Annotated in this window: 24 protein-coding genes; 14 read left to right on the top strand and 10 right to left on the bottom strand. The window is 39.4% G+C overall.

Translation table 11 applies throughout. From position 1 onward, the window contains the following. The first annotated feature begins 34 nt into the window (after positions 1-34). Together CH362_RS08895 and lysS are read left to right on the top strand one after the other, a co-directional pair. Positions 35-670, top strand: coding sequence for a hypothetical protein (locus CH362_RS08895; RefSeq protein WP_100710005.1), 636 nt, complete (start codon positions 35-37; stop codon positions 668-670). 1 nt (position 671) lies between these two features. After that, entirely contained in the window at positions 672-2,171 is a 1,500-nt protein-coding gene (gene lysS / locus CH362_RS08890) for a lysine--tRNA ligase (RefSeq protein WP_100710004.1), read from the top strand. Positions 2,172-2,220: 49 nt separating this feature from the next. Here the strand turns inward: lysS and CH362_RS08885 are convergent, their stop codons facing one another. Next, the gene (locus CH362_RS08885; RefSeq protein WP_100710003.1) at positions 2,221-2,766 is read right to left on the bottom strand and encodes a hypothetical protein; all 546 of its coding nucleotides are present in this window, start codon (positions 2,764-2,766) and stop codon (positions 2,221-2,223) included. Positions 2,767-2,879: 113 nt separating this feature from the next. Between CH362_RS08885 and serA the strand changes: the two genes are divergently transcribed. Together serA and CH362_RS08870 are read left to right on the top strand one after the other, a co-directional pair. Then, on the top strand, positions 2,880-4,103 hold the full coding sequence (gene serA / locus CH362_RS08880; protein WP_100710002.1) for a phosphoglycerate dehydrogenase: 1,224 nt from the start codon (positions 2,880-2,882) through the stop codon (positions 4,101-4,103). Positions 4,104-4,558: 455 nt separating this feature from the next. Beyond that, positions 4,559-4,864 carry a PilZ domain-containing protein gene (locus tag CH362_RS08870; RefSeq protein WP_165780244.1) on the top strand — a complete coding sequence of 102 codons (306 nt, stop codon included), beginning with the start codon at positions 4,559-4,561 and terminating at the stop codon, positions 4,862-4,864. Positions 4,865-4,934: 70 nt separating this feature from the next. On the opposite strand, the gene CH362_RS08865 is transcribed toward CH362_RS08870, so the two are convergent. The 4 genes from CH362_RS08865 to CH362_RS08850 all read right to left on the bottom strand — a co-directional run bounded on the left by CH362_RS08865 (position 4,935) and on the right by CH362_RS08850 (position 8,158). After that, positions 4,935-5,144, bottom strand: coding sequence for a hypothetical protein (locus CH362_RS08865; RefSeq protein ID WP_008590531.1), 210 nt, complete (start codon positions 5,142-5,144; stop codon positions 4,935-4,937). A 168-nt stretch (positions 5,145-5,312) separates the two neighbouring features. Next, complete coding sequence (locus CH362_RS08860; protein ID WP_100710001.1) at positions 5,313-6,206, bottom strand: alpha/beta fold hydrolase; 894 nt, start codon at positions 6,204-6,206, stop codon at positions 5,313-5,315. A 4-nt stretch (positions 6,207-6,210) separates the two neighbouring features. Continuing rightward, complete coding sequence (locus tag CH362_RS08855) at positions 6,211-6,693, bottom strand: DUF309 domain-containing protein (RefSeq protein WP_100710000.1); 483 nt, start codon at positions 6,691-6,693, stop codon at positions 6,211-6,213. Next, a complete protein-coding gene (locus tag CH362_RS08850) occupies positions 6,677-8,158 on the bottom strand; it encodes an aldo/keto reductase (protein ID WP_100709999.1) in 1,482 nt (493 codons plus the stop codon). Before CH362_RS08850 ends, CH362_RS08855 begins: the two co-directional genes overlap by 17 nt. 226 nt (positions 8,159-8,384) lie before the next feature. Between CH362_RS08850 and CH362_RS08845 the strand changes: the two genes are divergently transcribed. From CH362_RS08845 to CH362_RS08835, 3 genes are read left to right on the top strand one after another with little or no spacing between them, the layout of a single operon-like run. Next, positions 8,385-9,086, top strand: coding sequence for a succinate dehydrogenase cytochrome b subunit (locus tag CH362_RS08845; RefSeq protein ID WP_100709998.1), 702 nt, complete (start codon positions 8,385-8,387; stop codon positions 9,084-9,086). After that, positions 9,086-11,002 (top strand): fumarate reductase/succinate dehydrogenase flavoprotein subunit, encoded by a 1,917-nt coding sequence (locus tag CH362_RS08840; protein ID WP_100709997.1) that lies wholly within the window; start codon positions 9,086-9,088, stop codon positions 11,000-11,002. Before CH362_RS08845 ends, CH362_RS08840 begins: the two co-directional genes overlap by 1 nt. After that, entirely contained in the window at positions 11,002-11,733 is a 732-nt protein-coding gene (locus CH362_RS08835) for a succinate dehydrogenase/fumarate reductase iron-sulfur subunit (protein ID WP_100709996.1), read from the top strand. The genes CH362_RS08840 and CH362_RS08835 overlap by 1 nt, the downstream gene beginning before the upstream one ends. 68 nt (positions 11,734-11,801) lie before the next feature. On the opposite strand, the gene CH362_RS08830 is transcribed toward CH362_RS08835, so the two are convergent. The 5 genes from CH362_RS08830 to CH362_RS08810 all read right to left on the bottom strand — a co-directional run bounded on the left by CH362_RS08830 (position 11,802) and on the right by CH362_RS08810 (position 16,784). Continuing rightward, a complete protein-coding gene (locus tag CH362_RS08830) occupies positions 11,802-12,704 on the bottom strand; it encodes a PALP domain-containing protein (protein ID WP_100709995.1) in 903 nt (300 codons plus the stop codon). Positions 12,705-12,707: 3 nt separating this feature from the next. Continuing rightward, positions 12,708-14,513, bottom strand: coding sequence for a translation elongation factor 4 (gene lepA / locus CH362_RS08825; protein ID WP_100709994.1), 1,806 nt, complete (start codon positions 14,511-14,513; stop codon positions 12,708-12,710). A gap of 104 nt (positions 14,514-14,617) precedes the next feature. Continuing rightward, complete coding sequence (locus CH362_RS08820) at positions 14,618-14,998, bottom strand: TIGR04452 family lipoprotein (protein WP_100709993.1); 381 nt, start codon at positions 14,996-14,998, stop codon at positions 14,618-14,620. Between the two features lie 103 nt (positions 14,999-15,101). Beyond that, the gene (locus CH362_RS08815; RefSeq protein ID WP_100709992.1) at positions 15,102-16,094 is read right to left on the bottom strand and encodes a UDP-3-O-acyl-N-acetylglucosamine deacetylase; all 993 of its coding nucleotides are present in this window, start codon (positions 16,092-16,094) and stop codon (positions 15,102-15,104) included. A 6-nt stretch (positions 16,095-16,100) separates the two neighbouring features. Further along, positions 16,101-16,784 (bottom strand): DUF6989 domain-containing protein, encoded by a 684-nt coding sequence (locus tag CH362_RS08810; protein ID WP_100710244.1) that lies wholly within the window; start codon positions 16,782-16,784, stop codon positions 16,101-16,103. A 126-nt stretch (positions 16,785-16,910) separates the two neighbouring features. Here CH362_RS08810 and eno point away from each other — a divergent pair, with 126 nt between their 5' ends. The 7 genes from eno to lcpA are packed head-to-tail and all read left to right on the top strand — an operon-like array spanning position 16,911 to position 21,790. Continuing rightward, a complete protein-coding gene (gene eno, locus CH362_RS08805; protein WP_100709991.1) occupies positions 16,911-18,209 on the top strand; it encodes a phosphopyruvate hydratase in 1,299 nt (432 codons plus the stop codon). A 6-nt stretch (positions 18,210-18,215) separates the two neighbouring features. Continuing rightward, positions 18,216-18,680 (top strand): septum formation initiator family protein, encoded by a 465-nt coding sequence (locus CH362_RS08800; RefSeq protein ID WP_199775789.1) that lies wholly within the window; start codon positions 18,216-18,218, stop codon positions 18,678-18,680. A gap of 10 nt (positions 18,681-18,690) precedes the next feature. Then, a complete protein-coding gene (locus tag CH362_RS08795; RefSeq protein WP_100709990.1) occupies positions 18,691-19,296 on the top strand; it encodes a ClpP family protease in 606 nt (201 codons plus the stop codon). Between the two features lie 12 nt (positions 19,297-19,308). Further along, entirely contained in the window at positions 19,309-19,665 is a 357-nt protein-coding gene (locus CH362_RS08790) for a hypothetical protein (RefSeq protein ID WP_100709989.1), read from the top strand. Positions 19,666-19,668: 3 nt separating this feature from the next. Further along, the gene (locus tag CH362_RS08785) at positions 19,669-20,670 is read left to right on the top strand and encodes a YheT family hydrolase (RefSeq protein ID WP_100709988.1); all 1,002 of its coding nucleotides are present in this window, start codon (positions 19,669-19,671) and stop codon (positions 20,668-20,670) included. Positions 20,671-20,697: 27 nt separating this feature from the next. Continuing rightward, positions 20,698-21,243, top strand: a complete 546-nt coding sequence (locus CH362_RS08780; protein ID WP_100709987.1) for a DUF4416 family protein — start codon at positions 20,698-20,700, stop codon at positions 21,241-21,243. Continuing rightward, entirely contained in the window at positions 21,218-21,790 is a 573-nt protein-coding gene (gene lcpA / locus CH362_RS08775; protein WP_100709986.1) for a complement regulator-acquiring protein LcpA, read from the top strand. Before CH362_RS08780 ends, lcpA begins: the two co-directional genes overlap by 26 nt. Positions 21,791-21,817 lie beyond the last annotated feature (27 nt).

Raw genomic sequence — 21,817 nt, 5'->3', positions numbered from 1 at the left:
TCCCCACTTCGAAAAACCAACCCTCGGTAAAACTATGGCATCGGGTGCTCTCTCCGTTAAAGATTTCTTAGATAAAGCCAAACTTGTTTCATACGGCTTTTTTGGATTATTGATCCTATTTCTGATCTTATTCTTTTCTTCTCCTTATCTTTTAGTCTCAAAAGCGGATCCAAAAAAATCGGACGCACTTGTATTAGAGGCAATCGAAACTGGTAAAAAAGATAAATTCAAGCAGGCGGCTGCATTATGGAAGAAGGGCCTGGCTCCTGTTATCGTAATTTTACATTCTCCTCCTAACCAAGAGTCTGATTTGGGAATTGCTGGGGATCCGACTTCTTCCTTACAAAGCTATCTGGTTTCCTTAGGAGTAGATGAGACTAAGATCTTAGTTTATACTGTAGAGTCTGGTGCTCAGGAATTCCCCAAAACTCTCTTAAAGATCGCATTAGATCGTCAGTGGAAAACTTTTCTTTTGATAGGAAAAGAATACGATTCTGCAACCTTGTTAAAATTATATAGAAATGTGCTGGAACCTGCGGGAATTTATATCGCTGTCTCCAAGGTAAACGAAGGGATAGGATCCTGGGATTGGTTTACAAAACCAAAAAGCCTGGAATCCATCTTAGGAAGACTCTCGAAACATTTATATTTGATACTATTAGGAAATTAGAATGTCCCAAGACTTAAAAGAAACAAACGAACTTATCCAACAAAGAATCGAAAAGATCAAAAATCTAAAGGAGAAGGGTGTAGATCCCTACCCTGTCAGATTTTTCCCTGATTCTGATTCAGCATCTTTAATAGAGATGTATTCTAAAACTCCTACAGGACCTGAGAAAAAGTTTTTATTAGGCGGACGTTTGCATTCCAAACGTGTGATGGGAAAAGCAAGCTTCGCTCATTTAAAAGATAAGTCAGGAGTTATCCAACTTTATGCAACCAGAGACGATCTGGGAGAAGAAAATTATACTCTTTTCAAAAGTTTAGATTTAGGAGACCTAATCGGGATAGAAGGTTACCTTTTCCAAACCCAAAAGGGAGAAACTACTCTTCATTTAACTTCAGTTACATTACTCGCAAAATGTGTTCGCCCTCTTCCTGTAGTAAAAGAGAAAGATGGAGTTGTATACGATGCTTTCGCAGACGTGGAACAAAGATATAGAATGCGTTATGTGGACTTGGTAGTAAACGATCATGTTAGAGATACTTTTATCACACGCAGTAGGATCGTATCTGAGATCCGCAATTTCCTAACTTCCGAAGGATTTTTAGAAGTGGAAACTCCTATGATGCAACCCATTGCAGGTGGTGCGGCTGCAAGACCATTCGTAACTCACCACAATACTTTGGATATGCAGTTATTCTTAAGAATTGCTCCTGAATTATATCTAAAACGTCTGATTGTAGGCGGATTGGATAGAGTATTCGAATTAAACCGTAATTTTAGGAACGAAGGAATTTCTACCAAACATAATCCTGAGTTCACCATGATGGAAGCATATATGGCTTATGGTGATATGGGAAAAATGTTAGAGCTGACTGAAAAACTCATCACTACAGTTGCTCAAAAGATTTGCGGAACTCTTAAGATCAAATACGGAAACGATTTAGTAGATCTTAGCCCTCCATGGAGAAGAGTGAAATACGTGGATATTATCAAAGAATATTCAGGGATCGATTTCTCTCAGGTAAAAACTCTGGAAGAAGCTAAAGAAAAAGCAAGCTCGGTAAAAGTAGACGCAAACAAATGTACTTCTATCTGGAAAGTGGCAGACGAGGTATTCTCCGAAAAAGCAGAACCAAATCTGATCCAGCCTGTATTTGTTACTGATTATCCAAAGGAACTTTCTCCATTAGCAAAATCAAATCCTGAAAATCCAGGTTATGTAGAAAGATTCGAGCCTTATATTGTAGGTAGAGAGATCGGAAATGCATTCTCCGAGTTAAATGATCCATTCGATCAAAAAGAAAGATTCGAAGATCAGGTAAAACAAAGAGAAGCAGGAGATGATGAGGCGTTCATGATGGACGAGGATTATATCCGAGCACTTGAATATGGAATGCCACCTACTGGAGGTCTTGGGATCGGGATAGATCGTTTGGTGATGTTACTCACAAATTCTCAATCTATCCGAGACACAATTTTATTCCCTCTAATGAGACCGGAATAAGAAGAATTCTTTCTTAAAGCCCGAGCCATTAACATGCTCGGGTTCGGTCTTAATGATTTGTGATCGTTAGTTTCGCTTGAGAATCTAACTTTTCTTTTAGATCCTTCAATAAAGATTTTAAACTATCTGTATTGGAGGAACTTAAAGTGTATGTGCTTGTATTATCTCGAGAAGAAAAGCTAAACTGAACTTCTTTCGCAGAAAGCAGTTTATCAGCCACATCTGTAGGAAGAATGGAGACTACACGAACAGTATCACCATAATCCGTAGAAGTTTTTCTGAGGTTATGCCAGGTTTGGTCTAACTTCATAGAAACCCCGATCGGAAAACTTTCCTCGAACGAACTCATATAGTATTCCAGGAAGATTGGTTTCTCCCCTGTTTTATTTATCAGGATGCCCTTAAAATTCAAAGACCCAGGTTTTCCCACACTGCAGAAAATTGCACCGGGACAGATAGGACCACTTCTGAAAAGTGTCTGCTCCACCACTGGTTCAGGGAGGACTTGGACCCGAGCCGAGCAGGAATTCAGTAAAATTGCAAAAAATACGGCAAAGATAGAAACTTGTAAAAAAGAGAAATTAGAACGGATCATTAAAAGGTGGTCTCCTTTGTGATTTCCATTCCATTCTTCTTACGATCCCCCAAAGGTGAAGTAAAAAATCCGTTTTCAGAGAAGCCAAGGATACGTTCCATGGCAATAGAACTATGATTTCCTACCCGAAAGAAAAGATAAACGTCCTCCTCTTAGAGAATGTACACCAAGACGCATTCCAACTCTTTCAAAAAGACGGTTTTAATGTCCGCCTTCTCCCCCAAGCCCTGGGCGAAGACGAACTTTCAAAAGAAATCGAGAACATTCATGTTCTGGGGATCCGAAGTAAAACCAATCTGACCGCACCTGTTTTAGCCAAAGCAAAACGACTTATGACAGTAGGTTGTTTTTGTATCGGAACAAACCAAGTAGATTTAGCAGAAGCTGAGAAGAAAGGGATCCCAGTATTCAACGCACCTTATTCAAACACACGCTCCGTTGCTGAACTTGTAATTGCGGAAATCATAATGTTAGCCAGAAGAGTTCCGGATCATATCCGAAATACTCACGCAGGTATCTGGAATAAAATTTCTAAGAATTGTTTCGAAGTTCGAGGAAAAACTCTAGGAATCGTAGGTTACGGTCATATTGGAAGCCAGGTTTCCGTTCTTGCAGAAGCAATGGGCCTAAAAGTGGTCTATTACGATATACAAACTGTTCTTCCTTTAGGAAACGCTACTCCACTCAATTCTTACGAAGAATTACTTTCCGTTTCTGATTTTGTTACCTTCCATGTGCCAGAACTTCCGGAAACAATGAATTTGTATGCAGCTAAGGAAATTAAGGCTACAAAAAAGGGAGCCTATATTATCAATCTTTCCAGAGGAAAAGTTTTGGATCTGGAAGCATTGGCTGAAGCGATTAAGTCTGGTCATATTGCAGGTGCCGGAGTGGATGTTTTTCCACAAGAGCCTGAATCTAATAGCGATCCATTCATCACTCCTTTGCAGAATCTGCAAAACGTAATATTGACCCCTCATATCGGTGGTTCTACGGAAGAAGCCCAGAAGAATATAGGAACGGAAGTTGCTTCTAAACTTTTGAAGTTTGTAAACAATGGTTCCACTACTTTTGCTGTGAACTTCCCACATCTGGAATTAAACCCTATTCCTCAGGGAATGTATAGAATTCTGAATGTTCATAAAAACCAACCTGGGTTCTTAAAAGATATCAACAGTATGGTTTCCGAGATTGGTGCAAATATCAGCTCCCAACATTTAGGAACCAGCGCAGAAATTGGTTACTTATCTATGGTCATCAATATGAGCGTAGGTGATGAACTAAAAGAAAGAATAGAAAGACATCCTGGATCTCTTAAGACCAGAATTCTTTACTGAGTAAAACTCTAAGACAAAAAGCTTCCGTTTATTCCCTCTGAGAAATGATTTCGATCTTCTGAAACTGTATTAATTTCAGAAGATCGGAATCTCTGCTTAAGATCCAATTCGCTTAATAAATTAGCAATATATTAGAATATTGTAAGTTTCTCTAAAATCTGCCCTGTAGTAGCTTCGACAAAATCGTAAGATTTTAGTCCTCGATATCCCAAAGACCCGGCTCCTTCTCCGTTAAAATCTCATATCTGTTCGCTATATTGAAAAGAGACCTAATATTTTAGTGCATTGCACGATTTTCTTTTTGTCCGGGGCCCAATATAAGGTTACTGGTATAGAAATTGCTATAAATAGGATATTCGCCTGTCTGAACGATTATTTCAGGATCGTAAAACGATCTTAATCGGAACGTAAGCGACTTAATCTAAGATTTCTTAGAAAAACCGGGAGGAACCGCCATGAAATACAATAGAATCCCCTCCACTCTTAACGTAGACTTTCAGGTGTTAGAAAGTGCTAAGCTAAGGATTGCAGAAAACGTACTCGTAGGAATCGTGCATAGAACTGATGTTCCGTGGGAGCCGGGAACTAATCTTGCTCTGCAAGTCGGAACCATCAGTATCTCTGGTTCCATTGATATTCCTATGAAAGTGATCAAGTGTGATCGTGTTTCTGATGTCGAATACGATGTGTTCTTGAATTACACTGAAAAGGATTTTGATAAGATCAAAGAGATCGAAGAATTGATCCAGACCTTAGCTTAAGGTTTTTATAAACAAACACCGGGTAATCCCGGTGTCGTTTTGGTCATTTTAAAGGGATTCGTTGCTTTGGTTATGCGACGAATAGATCCGCTTTTTGGATCATAGTAAGAGAAATTTTACTTGGATTCGCTTTTTGTGGAAAATACACGATCTCTTCGCCTACGAGTCTTCTGTTTTTATCCAATTCGATAATAGAACCATCTTTTAAATGGAGAATGATGTCTATTCCTCGGTAGTTTACGTATCTTTCCATTTGCTCTTTAAATTTGCTGCTTACCATGTTCGCCCCTAACTACAAAACGTTGGAGGAAAACTATTCCGGTACTGTAAAAGTACAAGTGTTTTTTGTAAAAACTCAGGAAAATTTTTTATGTCTCAGAATTTTTCGTACTAAACATGCGTGAGTAACAAGTGCGTTATCCGACACCGTGATATATTTAAAATCCGTTTACTTTAAATTTGTTACGTAGAATTCCTCGAGTATGCTTTCGAGAATATCAGGACGATCATGATGCATATTATGGCCTGCATCTTCTATTTCAGTATATTTTAAATTTCTAATATGAGAGAATACTTCTTTGCTATCATCCAAAGCAAGATGAGTTTTTTGCCCATAAACTACGAGAACATTACATACAATTGTTTGCCAAAGATGTCGAGTGAATTGAGGACTTATAAAGACTGGAGGGCCATTTTTATAAGAAGGATCACTTTTCCACATATAACCTCCCTCTTCTGCAGGTCTTGTTAATGTTTCAGTGATCTTTAAAAGTCTTTCTTTAGGAAGTCTTGGATAGATAGGTGCAAGCCTTGCTGCAGCATCTTCTACAGATTTGAAATTTTTTTGACGCTTTCTATCTTTTCCTGCAAGGCTTTGTTCCCAATTTTCCAACCAGCCGAGGAACCTTCTTCTTTCCTTTTCAGGATCTTGGAGAGAACTAAAACCTTCTAGAGATACAAGGCTTTCTACTCTCTCCGGATACAAACCTGCAATCCGAGAACCAAGACCGCCTCCCATGGAATGCCCAAGTATATGGAATTTTTCAGGAAGAAATTTTTGGATGAATGTTGTGGTATCCACTAGAGGAAGCATGAAGTGGTAGAAACCTTCTCTTAACCAATCTGAATCTCCATGTCCTCTATAATCAAAACGATAAAGATCGAAATGTTTAGATAAATATTCTTCCTGGAACAAAAAGGTTTGAGAAGAATCCATAAATCCATGAAGTAAGAGTAATGCTCTGCCCTTTCCATTATCTCTCTTTGTATAATGGAGTTTATAACCGCCGGATTCGAAAAATCCACTTTCTTGGTTTTTGTTTTGAGGATCCGAAACTTCCATAGAGTCACGATGCTGGGAAAACAGAACTTGAAAACAATTCCTTTGGGTTTTCTTTCATTTCAGGTAAAGAAAGTTCTTTAATTCGTTCGAGGTCCCAACTTTCTTCACTTTCAAAATTGCTTAAAAGTTTATTTAAATAGGAAACGATAAGCCCATTTTCTTCTGCTCCGAAAGGCGAAAGTTCTCCAGTTTCGGAAAGTTTTAAGAACTTCTCCCTAGCTTTCTCCGCTTGCATTTTAGATCCGCGTATATTCGGTTTTACAAATACTTTATTCAAAGAAATGGCAAGTTGGATCCATCCGTGTAGAAGAAGTCTTCTTCCACCTTTTTCCTTCTTCCATTGAAATTCAAATACTTCATGTAACTCGAAGTATCTTCCTTTTAGATAAAGTTTTCTTCCTTCTTCCCATGCGTAGTCGAAGCTCGCATCCGCGTTTCCCTGTTTCACTTTTTCTAATATGGAGAGTATTTCAGGATCGAATTCCATTTTCTCCCCATTCGGATCTTGAGATTTCAGGCAGTGGTTTTTTGAAAATTGGAAGAATGTCTCTTACATACTTTCTTTTTCTCATTCCGAGTAAGACTGTTCCTTTTTCCAGAAGAGAAGCGAGATGAAATACCATGAGAGAGGATAAACTTTCCGGAGATTCTCCATTGGAATGAAATCTGGAGACAAGGTTTTCGTATAGGCCGGATAAATTTTCTGAAGAACGAATTTGTATTTGTTCTTCCAATAATGGAAGCGCGGTGTTCAAAACTCTCAGATATTCTTCGGCGGATTCTTTTCCTTTTTCAGAATATACTTCGTCGATGACTCCTCGCAAAGCAGGGATCCAGGATTTTTGGAGAAGGACCTGAAATTGTTCTTCAGATCGGACCTTCTCTCCATATGTTTGCCAGAGTTTGGAAAGTGAATTCCGGTTCGGATTTTGGGAAAGTGGTTCAAGAAGAGAGGACTCGAGTTCTAGGATTTGTAGTATCTTAGACTGATCTGGAGCTTGGCTCTGAGGAGTATAAGAGAGTCGGACCATTCCCTTTCCTGCTTGGAAAGAATTAAGCGGTCTGTTGATAAGAGGAAGAAGGTCGAAGTTACTACAAATTTCAAGTAGAGTCTTATTTTCGGAATTTCGATTCCGAAGGAATCCGTCTTCGTACCAATTCGCTGGGAACTGGACCACTGCGAATCCATTCTCCTTTCCTGCAATTTTCTCAGCAATTTGTAGGCACTTCGACAAAGAAGTATGAGTATATTCTTCTTCCGGAATAGGAAATGTATTACTGGAAATTCCATAAAACTGGATTTTTCCTTCTTTTCTTGCCTTCTCTAAAAATAGAAACGCCTCTTTGATCCTACGATAGTATTCTGCTTGGGCTTCTTCTTTTGGAATTCCATTCTTTTCGGAATGGCTTAGGAAATATTCGGGATTATGTAATAAGAATGCGTCAATGGTTGCGAGTCCCAGGCGTTTTCTGGATCTTTCCAATTGGTCTTCCAAAAATTCCGGAGAGATACAATGATAACATCCTGGTTGGTAATAAGTGATTTCAGGAAATTGGTCCTTCTCCTTTTCTTTGGACTCCACGAGTTTCATATTTTTTCCCTGGATGTATCCAGCCTTGGTGACTAAAAAAATTTCCTTTCTGTGAAGATGCCTTTTTTTGAAATTTTCATCCAAGACCTTCCCCACTAAACTTTCAGCTTCTCCATCTCCGTAATTCGCTGAAACATCAATGACGTTCACTCCTGATTTGAGTGCAAGCAGTAGAGATTCTTTATGTTCCGGATCTTCGAGGCCTATCCTATATCCACCGAACGCGATTCGGGAAAGCCTAAGTTCTCTGAATAGAAAATAGCCGAGTCCTTCTCCCTTTTTTCCAAGGGAGAATTTTTCCTTCCTCCCCTCGTGAAGGGGCTCTCGATACAAAGTCTGAAACGGATCTTTAGAAATCATTTGCGGTTTTTTGAATTTTCGCGTCGCACTATCGGACTAAATGAGACCAAGTCTAAATATTCCTCAGCAAATGTCATTTTTTGTCTTTAAGTTTAAAAGTGCTTTTCGTCTGAACCTGGTTTTTTATCCTACTTTGTAGAGGGATTCTAAATTCGATCTTTCGTTTTTGCTCCCTTCTTCAAACAAATCGATGACTTCTTCCCATGATCCTCACAGGAGATTTTGAATGGATTTTCAAGCTGGATATCTAAGGTCGTCCATCGGTAGAAAGACTATCGTTGCGATTACCGGAATCATTCTCTTCGGCTTTGTGTTTGTACACATGCTGGGGAACCTCCAGATCTTCCAAGAACCCGATAAGATTAATACTTACGCTGAGTTCTTACACAATTTAGGCGGACTATTATGGCTGGCCCGCGGAATCCTTTTAGTAGCGTTCGTATTACACGTTTACTACGCCCTCAAATTGTCTCTTGAAAACAAGAAGGCAAGACCGGTAGGGTATGTAAAAGAAAGTACGATCCAAGCTACTTTGTCTTCCCGCTATATGGCTCTGACTGGTTCCGTATTATTAGCTTTCGTAATATACCATTTGCTTCATTTTACTATTGGTAAGATTCAGCCTGAAAACTTTGCTCTCCAAGAAACCCTTGGCGACAGACAAAGGCATGATGTTTACACTATGGTGATCTTAGGATTTAAGAATGTTTACGTTTCTATTTCCTATATCGTAGCGATGACCTTGCTTGCGTTTCATTTGCGTCATGGAGTGACGAGTGTTTTCCAAACTCTTGGTTTTAACACCACTTTCTGGGCGCCTAAGACGAACGCATTTGCGATCCTCTACGCTTTGACCATCTTCATCGGCAATGTTTCTATGCCGCTTGCCATTCTTCTCAACTTCGTGAAAGTTCCAGGAGCGCAATAATGAGTTTAGATTCCAAAATCCCATCGGGTCCCTTGGAAAAAAAATGGGACGATTATAAATCCCATATCAAATTAGTTAACCCGGCTAACAAAAGAAAATATACAGTTATCGTAATTGGAACTGGACTCGCAGGTGGTTCCGCTTCTGCAACATTAGCAGAATTAGGATATAATGTTAAAACATTTTGCTTCCAAGACAGCCCACGTAGAGCTCACTCGATCGCAGCTCAGGGTGGTATCAACGCAGCGAAAAACTACCAAAATGACGGTGACTCAGTTTATCGTTTGTTTTATGACACCATCAAAGGTGGAGACTTCAGAGCAAGAGAAGCTAACGTATATCGTCTCGCTCAAGTTTCTACAAACATCATTGACCAATGTGTGGCTCAAGGCGTTCCATTCGCAAGAGAATACGGCGGACATTTGGATAATCGCTCTTTTGGTGGAGCGCAAGTTTCCCGTACATTCTACGCTAAAGGTCAAACTGGACAACAGCTTCTATTAGGAGCTTACTCTGCACTTTCTAGACAGATCGGTTTAGGAAATGTGAAGATGTATCCAAGAACTGAGATGTTGGACGTGGTTGTGATCGACGGTCATGCAAAAGGTGTTGTGATCAGAGATCTAGTAACCGGCCAAGTATCAGTTCATTCTGCCGACGCGGTTGTTCTTGCTTCTGGTGGATATGGTAACGTATTCTATCTTTCTACAAACGCGAAAGGTTCTAACGTTACAGCAACTTTTAGGGCTTACAAAAAAGGCGCCTTCTTCGCTAACCCTTGTTACACTCAGATCCACCCTACTTGTATCCCAGTTTCTGGAGATCATCAGTCCAAATTAACTTTGATGTCTGAGTCTCTTCGAAATGACGGACGTATTTGGGTCCCTAAAAAACAAGGAGATACTCGTAACCCAGCGGATATCCCTGAGAGCGAAAGAGATTATTACTTAGAAAGAAAATACCCAAGTTATGGAAACCTTTGTCCTCGTGATATCGCATCCCGTTCTGCAAAAGAAGTTTGTGATGCAGGATTCGGTGTAGGACCAGGCGGCCAAGGTGTTTATCTGGACTTCTCCTCTGCGATCAATCGTTTGGGAGAACATACAATCGCGGAAAGATACGGTAACCTCTTCCAGATGTATGAGCAGATCACTGGAGAAAATCCTTATAAAGTTCCAATGAGAATTTACCCTGCAGTTCACTATACAATGGGCGGACTCTGGGTGGATTATAACCTGATGAGTAATCTTCCAGGTTTATTCGTGATTGGCGAAGCAAACTTCTCTGACCACGGAGCAAACAGACTTGGAGCTTCTGCACTGATGCAAGGTCTTGCTGATGGATATTTCGTTCTTCCTTACACTATCGGAAATTATCTGGCAGAAGTAGGATTCGGAAAAACTCCTTCTACAGATCATGCCGAATTCAAAAAGGCAGAAACTGACGCAAATACTCAACTCAATAAATTCCTTAACATCAAAGGTAAGAGAACTGTTGATTCTTTCCATAAAGAACTCGGAAAGATCATGTGGAATAATTGCGGAATGGCAAGGACCGATAAGAGCTTAAAAGAAGCTCTCGTGAAAATTCCTGAGATCCGAGAAGAATTCTGGAAAAATGTAAACGTTCCTGGTTCGGGCTCTGATCTAAATCAATCCCTGGAAAAAGCAGGAAGAGTTGCGGACTTCTTAGAGTTCGGAGAACTTCTCTGCTTAGATGCTCTTACAAGAGAAGAATCTTGTGGAGGCCATTTCCGTACTGAACACCAGATGGATGACGGAGAAGCAAAACGTGACGACGATAAATTCTGTCATGCAACTGCTTGGGAATGGAAAGGAGTAGGCGCAAAACCTACGGAGCACAGAGAAAAACTGGAATTCGAGAATATTAAACTCGCTACGAGGAGCTACAAATAATGGACCTCAAACTAAAAGTCTGGAGACAGAAAAACGCAAAAGAGAAAGGCAAGATCGTAAACTACGATGCCAAAGATATTTCTCCTGATATGTCTTTCTTAGAAATGATAGACGTAGTTAACGAGGACCTGATCGTAAAAGGTGATGATCCGATTGCGTTCGAGCACGATTGTAGAGAAGGTATTTGCGGTTCTTGTAATATTATGATCAATGGAGAGGCTCATGGGCCTCTTCCTGGTGTGACCACTTGCCAACTTCATATGAGAAGTTTTAAAGATGGAGACACTATTTACTTAGAGCCATGGAGAGCGAAAGCATTCCCAGTTATAAAAGATTTGATAGTGGATCGTAGTGGTTTTGATAGGATCATCCAATCAGGAGGATTCATAAGTATCAATACAGGTGGAGCTCCTGACGCAAACGCATTACCTATTCCCAAAAAGGATGCTGACGTTGCAATGGACGCGGCAACCTGTATCGGTTGTGGTGCTTGTGTAGCTTCTTGTAAAAATGCTTCTGCGATGTTATTCGTTTCTGCAAAAGTTTCCCACCTTGCACTACTTCCTCAGGGCCAGGTAGAGAAAAAAGAACGTGTGAAAAACATGGTAAATGCAATGGACAAAGAAGGTTTCGGAAATTGTACAAACCAGTACGAATGCGAAGCTGCTTGCCCTAAAGATATCAAACGGGATTTCATCCGAGTTCTAAACAAAGAATTTATTCTTTCTTAAGAATTAGGATTTCCTAATAAGAAGAAGGCCTTCGAAAGAGGGCCTTTTTTGTTTTTAGCGAAGAATAATTAAAGAATAGAAGAAACCCCTCCTTGTAAAATTCCCCCTTGGTAAATATACAAAATTCGCCCTTCTAATTCTCTTTTTTCCATCATAGATTCAATAATGCTAATAGACTTTGCCCCATAAATTGGCTCCAAATAAATCCCAAATCGTTTTTGATAGTCTTTAGATTTTTCTAACCAGATATTCCCTTTTTTTCCATAGGAGAAATTGGCTTTTAGTTTTTCCTGAGGATCGATTAGGCTTTCATAAGGAAGGTTTAATTTCGAAAGTCGAAGTGACGACAGATTTGATTCCATCCAAGGCCCAAACTTTTTCTTCTCTAAGCCAAGACAAATTCCCGTTATAGGAAGTTTTCCCCAAAGAATTCCAGAGAGCCAAGTAAGTCCGGAACCAACATCTAAAACAATTCGATCATACTGACTATGATCTATTTCATCCCAGATAGAAGTGAGTCCTTCCAGGGCAAACGATGTGAATAGAAATTCCGGAATTAGGGCTTGGTTGGTAAGAAGAGATTTTCTAGTATCTTCGACAGCTTTCTCCCATTCCTTCCTAGTCGGATACAATTGTAGCTCTGAAAATCGTTTAGAAATGATAGAAGCAGGAGTAATTAACTTTGGATCCCTGGAATATCCCAGGATTTTTGTAGGCACATCGACAAACTTAAAAAATAAACTCCCAGCAAGAATCGCATTCGAATGCAAATTCCCTTGTAAAATGATATTCTGGATTTCGCCGGAACGGAGTTTCGATTCTAAGCTTCTATAAATCCCGAGTAATTTGCGGATTTTTGTCCCTTGGGAGAAAAAGATCCGATCTTCTCTTTTGATAAATAGTTCGGAGGAATGAGTTTTAAGAACGGAATCTACTCCTGTTCTGCGGGGACGCAAAACGGAGTCTTTCAAAAATTAATCCCCTGTTTTCAAGACCGCTAAGAAGGCTTCTTGAGGGATTTCAACGTTTCCGATCTGTTTCATCCTCTTCTTCCCTTCTTTCTGCTTCTCTAAAAGTTTTTTCTTACGGGTGATATCTCCGCCGTAACATTTAGCAGTTACGTTTTTACGAAGAGCAGAAATACTTTCTCTCGCGAGGATTTTTCCTCCCACTGCAGCTTGGATTGGAATCATGAACTGGTGACGAGGAATGATTTCTTTTAATTTTTCAATGATCTCTCTACCACGGGACTCTGCTTTGGAAGAGTGGACAATCATGGAGAGTGCATCCACTGATTCTCCATTTACCAGAATATCCATTTTAACAAGTCTCGAAGCCTTATAACCGCAAGGCTCATAGTCCAAGGAAGCATATCCTCTGGTTAAAGATTTTAGTTTATCATAAAATTCGAAAATTAACTCAGCAAGAGGGATCTCGTAGGTCAACTGAACCTTATCCTGAGAAAGATAAACTGTATCCAATTGGACTCCCCTTTTATCGATCGCGAGTGACATGATATTCCCTACATACTCATTTGGAGTGATGATGGAAGCTTTTACATAAGGCTCTTCAGTAGCTTCTATAAAAACTGGATCAGGAAATTTAGAAGGGTTATCTATATCGAATACTTCTCCGTTTTTCATTCGGATGGTATATTTTACGGAAGGTGCAGTGGTGATCAGATCAAGATTAAATTCTCTTTCCAATCTTTCTTGTACGATCTCCATGTGGAGAAGTCCAAGATATCCGACACGGAATCCAAACCCTAATGCGGCAGAACTTTCTTTTTCATAAACAAGCGCTGCATCATTCAGTTTCATTTTTTCGATCGCATCTACGAGTTCTTCGAATTGTTCTCCCATAATAGGAAATAATCCGGCAAATACCATAGGTTTTGCATCTTTATAACCAGGAACTGCTTCTGTACTCGGATTAGAATATAAGGTTACAGTATCTCCAGTTCTTGCATCAGAAACTTTTTTGATACCAGCGATGATATATCCTACTTCTCCCGCAGTGAGAGAATCTGTAGGTGTTAAACCAATTCCTTTGATACCAACTTCGTTTACTGTAAAATCCTTTTGGCTGCTCATTAAAAGGATACGATCCCCTTTTTTAACGGTACCGTCGAAGACCCTGATCTTGATAACAACTCCCATATAAGGATCGAAATAAGAATCATAGATAAGTGCTTTAAGAGGACCTTTTGGATCCCCTTTTGGAGAAGGGATTTGTCTTGTGATTTCTTCTAAGACCGCTTGTACATTCAGTCCAGTTTTTGCAGAAATCGCCACAGCATTCTCTGCATCCAAACCTAAACTATCTTCGATTTGAAGTTTGGTCTTCTCCACATCCGCTGCGGGAAGATCCACTTTATTCATAACTGGGATGATTGCTAAATCTTGCTCCATAGCAAGATAAAGGTTCGCAAGAGTTTGTGCTTCTACTCCTTGGCTTGCATCTACTATAAGAAGCACACCTTCGCATGCTTTTAAGGATCTAGATACTTCGTAGGTAAAATCCACGTGGCCAGGAGTATCGATCAGGTTCATCGTATAAGTATTACCGTCAGCTGCGGTATAATTGAAAGTGGCGTTGTTCGCCTTAATCGTGATCCCTCTCTCCCTCTCAATATCCATGGAGTCCAGGATCTGGTCTTTTTTAGTCCGATCATCAGTGATCCTACCTATTTCCAAAAGTCTGTCAGCTAAAGTGGACTTACCATGGTCAATATGGGCGATAATCGAGAAATTGCGGATGAATTGTTGGCGATCGGACATTGCTAAAAACAAAGTCCAGGGAGAAGGACCCGGTGAAAAGCCTTTTACTGGGGGAAATTTGTCCCCGGCCCGATTAGGACCGAGGAAGAGTTATTGAAAAGGAACTAGTTTACGTTTCCGTACACATTATTGTCAGGCTGGAGATTTGAACATTGCCCAAATAGAACTGCAACAGCAGGTTGTAGTTTTAAGGCTCCGAACAATTTGATCTCTTCCACACAAGCATTCACATCTTCCTTAGCATAATACTCGCCCGGTTGGATCCCTGCCAGAATTGGAGGAAGATAGATATTATTCAAATATGTGGAGCCTGAAAAATCTCCTGTCCCAATCGCGTATAATTGAGCTGCGACAGTAGCCGCTTCTTGAATTTTATCCTTTGCCTCACTTCCTTTATAACGATTCGTTAATCCAGTAGTATTTAATGCTACGCAGTTTACTGCGATCATTAGGATAAATAAGAGCGGTAATATTCCGATCCGCATTGGAAACCTCTTTATATAAAATTTTTTGACTGTTTTGATTTTTTAAAACGAAACCGTTTCTATTACAAGTAGTTTTAGGCTTTTGGAAATCATTTGCCCGAAATTAATTTCCGATCCGGATCCCATATTTTTCTAACTCTTCCGGATTGCAGGAAAATTGAGCGATATCTATCTGTTTGTGATGATCAAAAAGAAATGTTGTCATCTTTCCGAAAAATTTCCCTTCATACTTTTCTTCTACAAAACGTAACCAAGAAACGATATCTATCAGTTCATGACAGATGAATTCGAAATTATAATCTGATCCTGGATCTTTAAATTTGTCCCGAATATTATAAATTTTATCTTCATCTAAAAGTAATACGTTTTCCAAAGTGAATGGATAATCTTTTAATCCTCCAGCCAGTCCAATTTGGTAAAAACTTTCCGCATCTTTTTTGTTACGAAATGCAGTGGTCCTTGCGTCCCCGAAATAAGAAAAGTTTTCTGGAGTTAGTTCAGTCACAATCCTGGATTTTCCTACCGTAGTTCCAGGATATTCTACTTGGTGGTCTATCAAAAGGCCTTTTGAATCCTGTGTCGCTGGTTCTAAAATACAATAACCCTTGTCCCAAACTAAAGCAAATGGAGAAGATATAGAGATCTTTTTCCTTTTTTCTAATATTTTCAGATTTCCTTTGGATTGGTCCATATAGACCTGATCACAATAATCGAATGTAGGAAAACTGGATTCAGTTAAAGTAAAATCTGCATAGACCCCAAAAGCCAACATCCAAGCAAGAGGATGTTCTATTACTTTAACTTCCCCCAATTGTATATTATGATTTCCTTTAATACATTTTTGGCTGTCCAGATCGTAACGAATCCCGTTCCAGCTAAAACCAGATCTTCCATTCTGAGCGGGACTAACTTTAACTATCGATGTTTTATTCTCGAAGGTAGCCTTCCCTTCTACATTGAACTCTTTTTGGATAGTATAAGAATAATCGGGATCTATATCCACCTTCTCCGAAAACTCAGGAGGAAGACTGAAAATTTCTGGATTTCGATCCGAGACTAAATCTTTGATTTCTGAAATTTTAGTCAGAACTTTCATTCTTTCTTAGACTTTCCAGACACCTTCTACAAATAAATAACTGAAAGAAAGCGCTCCCAGATAGATAGACATGGTTGGAATGGCCCAAAGTAATTTTGTTCTAAAAGGTTTATGCTCTGTATGGAAATATGCGAATGTAGCAAATATTCCCAATACAAATTCAGGGAATAAAACATAGATCGCAGTATGCCCAATCATTGAAACATTCTGTGCATACCAAACCGGGATCATTCTCATAAATTCTTCGGATAAGAAGAAGATCACAAATGCACTTCCTCCAGCTAACAAATATTTGCTGATTGGATTTGCTTCAGGATATCTTTTCTCGAATCTAGTAGAAACATATACTATGATAAAGAGTGGGACGGTCCAAAGTCCTGCCATATAAGCGGAAACAGTTCCAAACTTATAAAATCCGTCCTGAGGAAATACTAAAACCCCGAGCACTTTGGATAAGAACCAATCAGGGATAACTTGTAGAATACTAACAGGCAATACAAAAAGGAAAATATCCATCCAACGATCGTGGTCCCAGACCTGAGCAACGATTGGCAGAGAAACATTATACGCTAAGACCAAAAAAAACATTCTCCAACCGGTTGTTGCAGGGATCGGAAGTAATAATACTATGATACATAGTATTGTGAAGGATATATGAAAGAATATAGAATGCTTTTCTGTCGTTTTCATCGATGGATTTCTATCTTTATAGCCTGTCCAGGCAATCTTTTTTCCTCCTTTTCCCGCTTGATTTATTTCCCCGTAACAAAAGGATTTCAGGAAAAATCTATAAGAGATAGGTATTATAAGAATCACATGGCCCAATCCTCCAAAATTTCGGCGATCCGCGCCCGCGAAATCATGGATTCCAGAGGAAATCCTACGGTAGAAGTAGATGTTAAACTGGAAGACGGCTCATTCGGCAGAGCTGCAGTCCCCTCCGGAGCCTCCACTGGAGAATACGAAGCAGTAGAATTAAGAGACGGAGATAAATCCCGTTATTTAGGAAAAGGTGTCCTGAAAGCAGTTGAGAATGTAAATGTAAAGATCAAAGACGTTCTGATCGGTGAAGACGCTTTAGACCAAAACAGAATTGATTCCCTGATGTTGGATAAGGACGGAACCAAAAACAAATCCAAATTAGGTGCAAATGCGATCCTTGGAACTTCCCTTGCAGTAGCAAAAGCAGCAGCTTCTCATACAAGACTGCCACTTTACAGATACATAGGCGGAAATTTTGCAAAAGAACTTCCTGTTCCAATGATGAATATCATCAACGGTGGAGCTCATGCAGACAATAACGTAGACTTCCAAGAATTTATGATCCTACCTGTGGGAGTAAATAGTTTCCGTGAAGCTCTTAGAGTTGGGGCAGAAGTTTTCCATAGCCTTAAGTCAGTTCTTAAATCCAAAAAATTGAATACTGCAGTCGGAGATGAGGGCGGATTCGCACCTGACCTGGCAAGCAACCTGGAAGGACTAGAAGTAATTCTCCAAGCTATCGAAAAAGCGGGTTATAAGCCAGAGAAAGACGTATTATTAGGTCTGGATGCTGCTTCTTCCGAGTTTTTCGACAAAACCAAGAAAAAGTATGTTCTGGGTGGAGAAGGAAATAAAGAGTTCTCTAGCGCAGAATTAGTAGAATACTATTCAAATCTAGTCTCAAAGTATCCGATCATTACTATTGAAGACGGTCTGGATGAGAACGACTGGGAAGGTTGGAAACTTCTAAGCGAGAAATTGGGTAAGAAGATCCAACTCGTAGGTGATGATTTATTCGTTACTAATATAGAAAAACTTTCTCAGGGAATTTCCCAAAAGGTGGGCAATTCCATCCTGATCAAGGTGAACCAAATCGGAAGTTTATCCGAAACATTGGCGTCCATCGATATGGCTAAAAAAGCCAAATATACGAATGTGATCAGCCATAGATCCGGAGAGACTGAGGACATAACTATTTCGCATATCGCGGTAGGTACGAACGCGGGCCAGATCAAAACTGGTTCCCTTTCCAGAACCGATAGGATCGCTAAATATAACGAACTTTTGAGAATCGAAGAAGAATTAGGTTCTTCTGCGGTTTACAAAGGGAGAAATACATTCTATAATCTTTAAACTTCTATGGGTATGAATCTGGCGAACAAACTGTTTTTACTTCTACTCTTCCTTTCCGGAATGTTTTACTTCACGGTATTGGGAGAGTCAGGTTTGGTCGTAAGGTCTACCCTAGAAACCAGTCTTTCCAGCCTTCGTTTAGATGTGGAAAGACTGGAGTATGAAAATAGACAATTAGAAGAAAGGCAGAAACTTCTACGCGATGATAAGGTCGCATTGGAGAAAGAGGCCAGAAAGTATTATCTTCTCTCCGAAAACGCACAAATTATCAAATTTAGGGAGCCAGAACCAAAAGCGGAGAATCGTCCGGTCCTTGCCTCCCGTCTAATTGCTTTAAGAGCGGACCGTGATATGCCGGTCCCTCCGATCCAGTTGCTTCGCTTTTTTTACGTTTCCTTTGTAGCTTTCGTATTTATTGGAGTTTTCAGGAAATTACGGAGGAAGAAACTGGAAGAACGAACCGCTGCTTAAGGGAGCCATAATGTCTGAGACAGAAAAAATCACCGAAGTAATTGAAGAATTAGCCGGTAGCAAAATTTCCAAAAAGTTCATCGACCATAGAAAAATTTTCTTATGGGGTGCGGTTACCGATGAATCCGCAAAAGACATCGTAGGCAAACTACTCTATCTGGAAATGGCGGATCCAGGAAAAGAAATTACATTCTATATCAATAGTCCAGGTGGAGTTGTTACTTCCGGACTCACTATTTATGATACAATGAAAATGATCACTTCTCCGGTACATACTGTTTGTATGGGACTTGCCGCATCCATGGGATCGGTTCTTCTTGCAGCAGGTGTAAAAGGAAAAAGATCTATTTGGCCTAACGGTAAAGTGATGATCCACCAACCAAGTATAGGCGGCCAGATCGTTGCTCCTGCAACGGACCTGCAAATCCATGCAGAAGAAATTCTAAAAACAAGAGCAAGATTAAATCAAATACTTGCTGAAGCTTGTGGACATCCTGTTGAAAAACTGGAAGAAGATACGGATAGAGATTATTATATGGATGCGGATGAAGCGATCAAGTATGGTATCGTAGATTCACTCGCAACCACAATAGACTTTCCTAAACCATCCAATTAAGGTTTTATAAACTTGTCTGGTCCCTCTTCCTTAGAAGAAACCGTTCGCTCCTTTCTGGAAACAATTCCGGAAGGAGCTCCTTCTTCAGATAAAGAAATGCCTTCCCTATTTCTGGAATTCTCTGAATTATTATTTGAGAACCCTGAACATACTTCCGACAAAATTTTAGTCTCTGATCTAGGCGGTTTTGAACTGGATGAGTTCTTAAATTTTTATTTGGAAGATATGTTTCCAGATGATTCAAAGATCAGAGAGAAGGGAAAAGTTTTCCTGAAAAAATTCAGAAAGTTCTTAGATAAAAAATTCCCTTTAAAAAAAGAACAAGAAGAAGAGTGGAAAGAGTTTTTTAAAGAAAACGAAATCCGTTGATTTATGGAAACTTCACATTTTCGACCTAAAAGATTCGTTTCAGGAAAACACGCCCAAACTATTTACAATACACTTTTCCCTCCTGAAAATTCACTCAGGATTTCTTATTATTGCGAAGACATTCTTCTTACAGTAAGCGGAGAATCTGGAGACAAACTCTGGTTAGAACATAACCCTCCTGTTTCTTCTTATCGTAAGAGTGCCATTCCTTCCAATGGAACTTATATACTCATGATCCATGGGATGGAAGGTGATTCAGAAAGTTCTTATCTAATATCTCTCGCTACTTCTGCACTCGAAAGAGGATACGGAGTTATCCGTATGAATCTGAGAAATTGCGGAAGAGGAAGAGGATTTGCTCGTAAATCATATTACGCAGGTCAGTCTGAAGATGTACAAGATGTTCTGGATTATATTCATGAATATCTGAGCAAAAAGATCTATGTATCTGGATTTTCTCTCTCAGCAAATTTGGTCCTGAAATTTTTTGGAGAATCCAGAAATCATAAGGCACTCGCATTCTCTGCGGTCTCCCCTCCTCTGGACCTTGCCAAAAATTGTGATTTTATAGATTCACTTTCCGGAAGATTTTATAGAAATCATTTTATCAGTAGTTTTAAGAAGAAGATCAAAGAAGGGATTTTAGACCTGACTCCTTTGCAGCTGGAAAATTCCAAAAAAATAAAAACATTTTTCGACTTCGACGATATGATCACTGCTCCTTCTTTTGGATATCCTAGTGCAATGGAATATTATAAAAAGAACTCTTGTATCAATTATATACAATCCATCATACTTCCAGGAATTCTAATCCATGCAGAAGATGATCCAGTGGTTCCTCTATTCGAATGGAATTCTATCAATTGGTCCAAACTTCCGAACCTCAAAACTATCCTGACCAAACAAGGGGGGCATGTTGGATTTGTGGCTGATTCCAAGCCTGACCTTCCAGATGGTCGTTGGCTTACTAAAATTCTGCTGGATTATTTCGATTCCAAATTATAATCTGCTGCCTGAAACCAGCTTAGACAAGTGAATCCCAAACAAATATCTTCCAAATCCAAAAAACCTCTTCCGGCTTCTTTCTTTATAGTGGTTTCCTATGAAAATGAAGAGGCTTACTATCGTTTAAAAGAAAAAGCAGAAGATACATTCTCTCAAGCCTTATACGAATCCAAACCACTTCCAAAATGGACCCACCAATTCGAGAACTTTTTGGATTCTCCCATCGGAAGATTTACTCGTATCCTTTCTTTAAAGAGAAGGATTTCCAGAGAAGAACTTCCGAGTCTCCAAAAAGAATGTACTAAATTCCAAACGACTTTGAGAAAATCGGATGAATCTATTAGAATATTGCCAGGTTATTTGACTCCTTATAATTTGGTTTTAGCTTCCTTGGAAGAAGATCTACATAGGATCTATATGTTCCATGGAGTATTTGCAGAGATCATTTATACCTACCAGGGACAAAAATGGATCCCTCAAAGTTCGGCCTCCGAATTTTTTAAACATCCTGAAGTTCTATACTTTTTTACTAATTTACGAGAATCTTATGTTAGCTCTTTGGAAAAACGTTAAACTCATTTCTTTATCCCTAATTGTCTTTGCAGCATGCGAACCTTCTGTTCTTTCCGTTAGCAATGTGGAACTATGTGACTATTTCACAAGAGATGGGGTATGCAGAGAACCTTCTCCATTGAACAAAAAGTATTCTGTAGATATTCCAAATGTGAAAAAGCCAAATACCTGGGAAGAATTAGGTAACTATCTTTATTTCCATGCTCGTGAAACTCCAGGATTCGTTTTAAGAATGAATCGTAGAATGAGTCCTGAAGAAAGAAAACAGATACAAGAAACTTATTTTGCAATGTACGAATTTGCAGGCGTAAAAGGTAAAATGGAAGGTTTCGAAATTGGAGAAGATTGGATTGGTTCTTTTAATTATCTGGGAGCTATGGTAAAGGAAAAACAAAAAAAAGAAAATCGTTTAGGTCAATATCCTTACGAAAATTCTATTTTTCCTACAGATTTAGAATTTACTTGGTCTGCAAAAGGGATCAAAGGTAACACAAAGACTAAAATTGACTTTGTGTATCATGTTCTTCCTGCGGAAAAAACTCCTTAAAACTTTTTTAGATAAGAAAAATTCAAT

Source organism: Leptospira saintgironsiae (assembly GCF_002811765.1).
Taxonomy (GTDB): domain Bacteria; phylum Spirochaetota; class Leptospiria; order Leptospirales; family Leptospiraceae; genus Leptospira_B; species Leptospira_B saintgironsiae.
The sequence above is the reverse complement of the archived record's forward strand: the minus strand, read 5'-3'. Positions and strand labels throughout refer to the sequence as shown.